The 6,000-nt window shown below is 72.9% G+C and carries 4 protein-coding genes; 2 read left to right on the forward strand and 2 right to left on the reverse strand.

Going from position 1 to position 6,000, the window contains the following annotated elements; genetic code table 11:
* Positions 1-448 precede the first annotated feature (448 nt).
* Together ACZ4FV_RS23150 and ACZ4FV_RS23155 are read left to right on the forward strand one after the other, a co-directional pair.
* A complete protein-coding gene (locus ACZ4FV_RS23150; protein WP_465323184.1) occupies positions 449-2,470 on the forward strand; it encodes a hypothetical protein in 2,022 nt (673 codons plus the stop codon).
* A 145-nt stretch (positions 2,471-2,615) separates the two neighbouring features.
* On the forward strand, positions 2,616-3,269 hold the full coding sequence (locus ACZ4FV_RS23155) for a TetR/AcrR family transcriptional regulator (RefSeq protein WP_395863912.1): 654 nt from the start codon (positions 2,616-2,618) through the stop codon (positions 3,267-3,269).
* Positions 3,270-3,673: 404 nt separating this feature from the next.
* Here the strand turns inward: ACZ4FV_RS23155 and ACZ4FV_RS23160 are convergent, their stop codons facing one another.
* Together ACZ4FV_RS23160 and ACZ4FV_RS23165 are read right to left on the reverse strand one after the other, a co-directional pair.
* Positions 3,674-4,435 (reverse strand): 3-hydroxyacyl-CoA dehydrogenase, encoded by a 762-nt coding sequence (locus ACZ4FV_RS23160; RefSeq protein WP_395863910.1) that lies wholly within the window; start codon positions 4,433-4,435, stop codon positions 3,674-3,676.
* A gap of 110 nt (positions 4,436-4,545) precedes the next feature.
* Positions 4,546-5,724: a thiolase family protein gene (locus ACZ4FV_RS23165; protein WP_395863908.1), complete on the reverse strand. Its 1,179-nt coding sequence runs from the start codon at positions 5,722-5,724 to the stop codon at positions 4,546-4,548.
* Positions 5,725-6,000 lie beyond the last annotated feature (276 nt).

Consider the following 6,000-nt stretch of genomic DNA (forward strand, 5'->3'; position numbering starts at 1 on the left):
GCCGCGTTTCGGGTCGGCGGCGGGGATCGGCGAGGATCGGCAAACCGGCGGGTCGACCGGATCGAGGAACGCGCCCGGCCCGCACACCACCCTCGACGCGGCCGACTTCACGCTTGCCCGAGGGGACTAATATCTCAGGGAGCCGAGTCGGCGATAAGGACACGGGGGTGCTCCGGCCCCGGATGGTGCCCACGACGTGGGGCCTTTGCCATTGCCGCCGCCGACTCCTGCGATGATCCTCGCGACGAGGAAGGTGGTTTCGGATGACCCGCGCGGCCCGCACGCCGACCGGCGCTGTTCCGGGGCGCGCCCGTTCGGTTGCCGGTCCTCCGCCGACGACGCGCGACCGGGCCTACCATCGGAATCGTGTCGAAGGCTCCACCGACCGCATCCGCGAGCCGCACCCGCACGCCATCCCCTCGGGACGAACGACCTTGGACATCGACATATGACCGCGTCGCAGCACACCCGATCCGCATCCCCCGTCACGCTCCTGCGGGAATGGCACGAGCGCGCCGACGGCGCCGCCCTGCACGAGGCCCTGTTCATCGGCCTGGGCGTCGACCTGCCGTACCTGGAGCGCGTGGCCGTACCGCTCGCCCGCGACCTCTCCGCGCGCGTCGCGATCCTGGGGGACGCCGCGCAGGAGACACACGACCCGGTCGAGGTGCGCGGCGCCGGCCGTGACTACCTCTACGCGCCCACCGTCTGTCCCGGTGGCCTGCGCGCCAAGCTGGTGGTGCTGCTCGGCGAGCACGCGTGCCGGATCGCGATCGGCGGCGGCACCCCCGCGCTGCCCGGCTGGGCCGACGACCGGTTGTGGACGGTGGTCGAGACCGAGCAGGACGCGTCCAACGCGCTGCTCGCCGACGTGGCCGACTGGCTGGACAAGCTGCCCGACCTGGACGGCGTCACGATGGCCCCGTGGGCCGGCGAGTACCTGCGCGAGATCGCCGGGTTGCTGACCGAGCGACACATCATGGCGGACGAGACGCCCGGTCCCGAGGCCCGGCTGCTGGACAACCTGGACCGTTCACTGCTGGCCCAGGTGCCGGCCGGTCCGGTCGAGGAGCTGCACGTGTACGCGCCGGCCGTCGACACGACGGGCGACACGCTGCGCGAGCTGATCGCGCGGCTGTCCCCGGCGCGGGTGCGGGTGGGCGTGCACGAGAACTGGTCCGGCTACACCGGCACGCTGCTGCGCTCCGCGCTCGCCGGCCGCCCGGCCGATGTGCTCGTACTGCCCGAACAGCGGCCGGCGCACGGCCGGTTCGCGCAGTGGCGGATCGGCGAGCACTGGTTCGCGCTGACCGGCAACGCCGACCTGACCCGGACCGCGTTCGCGGACACCGCGGCCGGCGGCGGCGGTCTCGACCTCGCGGTACGCACGGTCGGCACCGACCTGCTGCCGCTCGGCGGTGGGCGCGCCACCTCGCCCGCCGGCCTGGACGCGCTGCGCGGCGTCGCGGCCGGTGCCGAACTCGTCCTGCTCGGGGCCCAAGCGGACGGCGCGGGACTGCGGGTGGTGCTGTCCGAGGCCGCCCGCGAGCCGGTCACGGTGAGCACCTCCGCCGACGGATCGCCGGGCTCCTGGCGGGAGTTGGGCACCATCGCGACCGGTGCGACGAGCGCCGGCTTCCCGCCCGCGGCCGGTCTGGGTCCGGCGGTACGGGGCAGTGTCACGCGCGCCGACGGCAGCGTGCTGCACTCCGCGGTGGTGTTCGCGTACAGCCCGGCCGCCGCCGCGCGACCGAGCGAGACACGGCTCACCCCGCGCCCGGAGCCTACGCCGTCGACGCCGCGGCCCGCCGCGTCGACCGCCGTGGTCGCGCCGCGCCCGGTCGAGGCCACGGCCGCACCACAGGCCACGCCCACACCGCGCCCGCCCACACCGACCCCGACTCCGGCTACGGCTCCGTCGCCCGGGCCGGCTCCCTCACCCGTCGCCCCCGCCGCGTCCGCTGTGACGTCCGCCCCGCACGTCCCCACACACACCGACCTCGAACCGATCCCGGCCCTCCCGGTCGAGGACAGTCCGTACGCCGACGCGATCGAGGAGTTCGCCGCCCACGGCTGGGTCGCCGGCATCGAGGATGGGATCTGGCGGATCACCGGCTCGTTCGGCAATCCGGTCCCGATCGCGGCGGTGGCCGCGACGCGTCTGGCGCAGTACGGCGAGGCGGTGCTGATCCAGGCCGGGAACGAACGCCGCTGGGCCTTCATGGCCTGGGACGCGCCCGACCTGACGCTGCTCAACTGGCCCGCGCGGAACTGGCGCAGCTATCAGATACGTCCCCCGGCCGACCCCGAGTCGCGCTTCCGGGGCGGCGACCTGGCGAGCGTCCCGGGCCGGGTCGGCCCGCTCAACCGCCAGATCGGCGACCCGCCGCCGGCCCTCCTGCGCGTCCTCGACGAGGTCGGCATCGGCTTCGCCGAACTGGTCAAAACGCTCCAGCAGATCGGCGGCTGACCACTCCCGACCCACGCGACCGCCGGGCCCGCGTTCGCGCGGCCGGCCCGTGGATACCTAGCGAGCGATCGTTAGAATGTCCACAACCAAGACGATGCGCCCCGGAATGGCCGGAGCCCGTGCGCGGAATCAGGAGCCGGACCCCATGGCGGAGCCACTCGCGGCCGATCTGCGCGCCGACGGCCACACCGACTGGCGCGCGTACGATCCGCTGCTGCTGCCGCCGATCCTGGCCGCTTCGCTGGCCGCGTTCGACGAGCACGGGTATCACGGCACGACGGTGCGCGACATCGCGCGCCGCGTCGGTGTGACGGTGCCGGCGCTGTATTACCACTACCAGAACAAACAGGCGTTGCTGGTCGAGCTGCTGATCGGCTCGATGAACGCCGCGCTCGGCCGCTGCCGGGGCGCACTCGCCGAGGCGGACGACGCGCCCACCGCGCGGTTCGCCGCACTGGTCGAGTGCATCGTGCTGTACATGGCCAACCGCGCGCCGCTGGCCTTCCTGGACACCGAGATGCGCAGCCTCGAACCCGACAACCGCGCCCGCTACGTCGCGATGCGCGACGAACTCGAGGCCCTGATGCACGACGCGGTCCGCGACGGCGTCGCACTGGGCGAGTTCAGCACGCCGTACCCCGTCGACGCCGGCCGCGCCGTCCTCACCTGCTGCCAGGCCGTCGCCGACTGGTACCGCTCCACGGGCCCCTTGACCCCATCCCAGATCGCCGACCGCTACGTGCAAATCTCCTTGGCCACAGTCGGCCACACCCCAAAACCCAGCCCACCCGGCACTTGAGGCCACCCCAACCAACACCAACGCCCAGCACCGCCCGAGCCAAACTCACCCCGTCCGGCGCTTGAGGCCACCCAACCCACACCCGACACCAAGCGCCACCCGAACCAAACCCCAGCCCGTCCGGCGCTTGAGGCCACCCCAACCCACACCAACGCCCAGCACCGCCCGAACCGAAAACCCAGCCCGGCCGGCGCTTGAGGCCACCCCAACCCACACCAACGCCCAGCACCGCCCGAACCGAAAATCCAGCCCGGCCGGCGCTTGAGGCCACCCCGACCCACACCCCACACCAAACGCCGACCGAACCAAAACCCAGCCCGGCCGGCGCTTGAGGCCACCTCGGCCGGAGGCCGGGTAACCCAGCCCGGCCAGCGTTTGAGGCCAAAAGGCCCAGCGCCCAGCGCCTACTTCGGCGCCATCCTGATCGCCCCGTCCAACCGAATCACCTCGCCGTTGAGCATCTGGTTCTCCACGATGTGCGCGACCAGCGACGCGTACTCCGCCGGCCGCCCCAACCGGCTCGGATGCGGCACCTGCGCCCCGAGGGACGCCCGCGCGGCCTCCGGCAACGACCCGAGCAGCGGCGTCTCGAACAGGCCGGGCGCGATCGTCATCACCCGCACCGCCAACCCCGCCAGGTCCCGCGCGATCGGCAGCGTCATCGCCGCGATCCCGCCCTTGGACGCGCTGTACGCGGCCTGCCCGATCTGCCCGTCGAACGCCGCGACCGACGCGGTGTTCACGATCACGCCGCGCTCGCCGTCCACCGGATCGTGCCCGACCATCCGCTCCGCGGCCAACCGCAGCACGTTGAAGGTGCCGATCAGGTTGACGTTGACCACCCGCGCGAACACGTCCAGCGGGAAGGCGCCCTTGCGGCCCACCGTCCGCGCCGCGTCGGCCACGCCCGCGCAGTTGACCGTGATGGCCAACCTGCCGTCCGCGTCGGCCACCTCCACCGCGGCCCGTACGTCGTCCTCTCGAGTCACGTCGCCGGGCACGAACACGGCTCGCTCGCCCAGCAGTTCGGCAACTCCCTTGCCCTGCGAGGAGGGCAGGTCGAAGAGTACGACCGAGGCGCCCTTCGCGACGAGCAGTTCGGCGGTGGCCAGGCCCAGGCCCGAGGCGCCGCCGGTGACCAGGGCGGTGGTGCCTTCGATGCGCATGTATGTGTCTCCGTAACAGTCAAGTGCGGGGTCGAGCAACAACGGGAAGACGGACGGGAAATCGGGTGCGAACCGCGATCACGCGGCCCGGGTGCGGTGGATCCGCGAGCTCACAGGCGTTCGATGATCATCGCGTTGGCCATCCCGCCGCCCTCGCACATCGTCTGGAGGCCGTACCGGCCACCCGTGGACTCCAGCACGCCCAGCAGCGTGCTCAGCAACCGCCCGCCGGACGCGCCGAGCGGGTGGCCGATCGCGATCGCGCCGCCGCGCACGTTCACCTTCTCCAAGTCGGCGCCCACGTCCGCCGCCCACGCCAACGGCACCGGCGCGAACGCCTCGTTGACCTCGAACGCGTCGATGTCGTCGATGCCCAGCCCGGCCCGTTCGAGCACCTTGCGGGTGGCCGGGATGACCCCGGTGAGCATCAACAGCGGGTCGTCGCCGGTCACCGCGAACGCGTGGAAGCGGGCCCGCGGGGTCAGGCCGAGCGCGGTCGCCCGTTCCTCGCTCATGATCAGCGCGGCGGAGGCGCCGTCGGTGAGCGGCGACGAGTTGCCCGGGGTGATCCGCCAGTCGATCTCCGGGAAGCGCGCGCCCATGCCCTCGTCCACGAACGCGGGCTTGAGTCCGGCCAGCCCCTCCTCGGTGGTCGCGGGACGCACCGTCTCGTCCACCCGGTGCTCACCGCCGTCGAGGGTGATCGGCACGATCTCCCGGTCGAACGCGCCCTCCGCGCCGGCCCGTGCGGCGAGCCGGTGCGAGCGTGCGGAGAACCGGTCCAGCGTCTCGCGGTCCAGGTTCCATCGGGCCGCGATGAGTTCGGCCGAATAGCCCTGCGGGATCAACCCCTGCGGGTAGCGCTTGCCGAGCAGTTCGCCGAACGGGTCGCCCCCGCGCGCGGCGAAGCCCATCGGCACCCGGCTCATCGATTCGACGCCGCCCGCGATCACGATGTCGTACGCGCCGGCGATCACGCCCTGCGCGGCGAAGTGCGCGGCCTGTTGGCTGGATCCGCACTGCCGGTCCACGGTCGTCGCGGGCACGCTCTCCGGGAATCCGGCGGCGAGCACCGCGTTGCGGGCGATGTTCAGCGACTGGTCGCCGGCCTGGGACACACAGCCCGCGATCACGTCCTCGACCGACGCGGGGTCGAGCCCGTTGCGCTCGACCAGCGCGCGCAGCGTGTGTGCGAGCAGGTCGACCGGGTGGGTGCCGGACAGCGCGCCGCCGGGCTTGCCCTTGCCGGACGCGGTGCGTACGGCGTCGACGATGACGGCTGTGGTCATGGGGTTTCGTCTCCTTCAGGACTGGCGGAACCGACGGACCGGCGGGCCCGGCCGGGCCACACCCGGCGGCCGACCGGCGCCGCCCCACGCGGTTCCGCCGCCCGCCGCCGGTGAGGTGTACCGGACCCCAAGGTTACTGAACGTTCGCTAAAGACATTCGACCCGCCGGCGCAACCCCTGTCAAGCATCGACCCGGGCACCGCCATCGTTCCCGGCCGCGGGGGGGGGGGGGTTCCACGAAACGGCGGCGCCAGCGGGCTGGATTGCGTGGTGTGG

The sequence above is a fragment of the Embleya sp. NPDC025285 genome, assembly GCF_055558835.1.

Excerpts from the sequence above, each read along its gene's own strand:
- ACZ4FV_RS23165 (WP_395863908.1), bottom strand. The coding sequence starts at position 5,724 with ATGACCACAGCCGTCATCGTCGACGCCGTACGCACCGCGTCCGGCAAG.
- ACZ4FV_RS23150 (WP_465323184.1), top strand. The coding sequence starts at position 449 with ATGACCGCGTCGCAGCACACCCGATCCGCATCCCCCGTCACGCTCCTG.
- ACZ4FV_RS23155 (WP_395863912.1), top strand. The coding sequence starts at position 2,616 with ATGGCGGAGCCACTCGCGGCCGATCTGCGCGCCGACGGCCACACCGAC.
- ACZ4FV_RS23160 (WP_395863910.1), bottom strand. The coding sequence starts at position 4,435 with ATGCGCATCGAAGGCACCACCGCCCTGGTCACCGGCGGCGCCTCGGGC.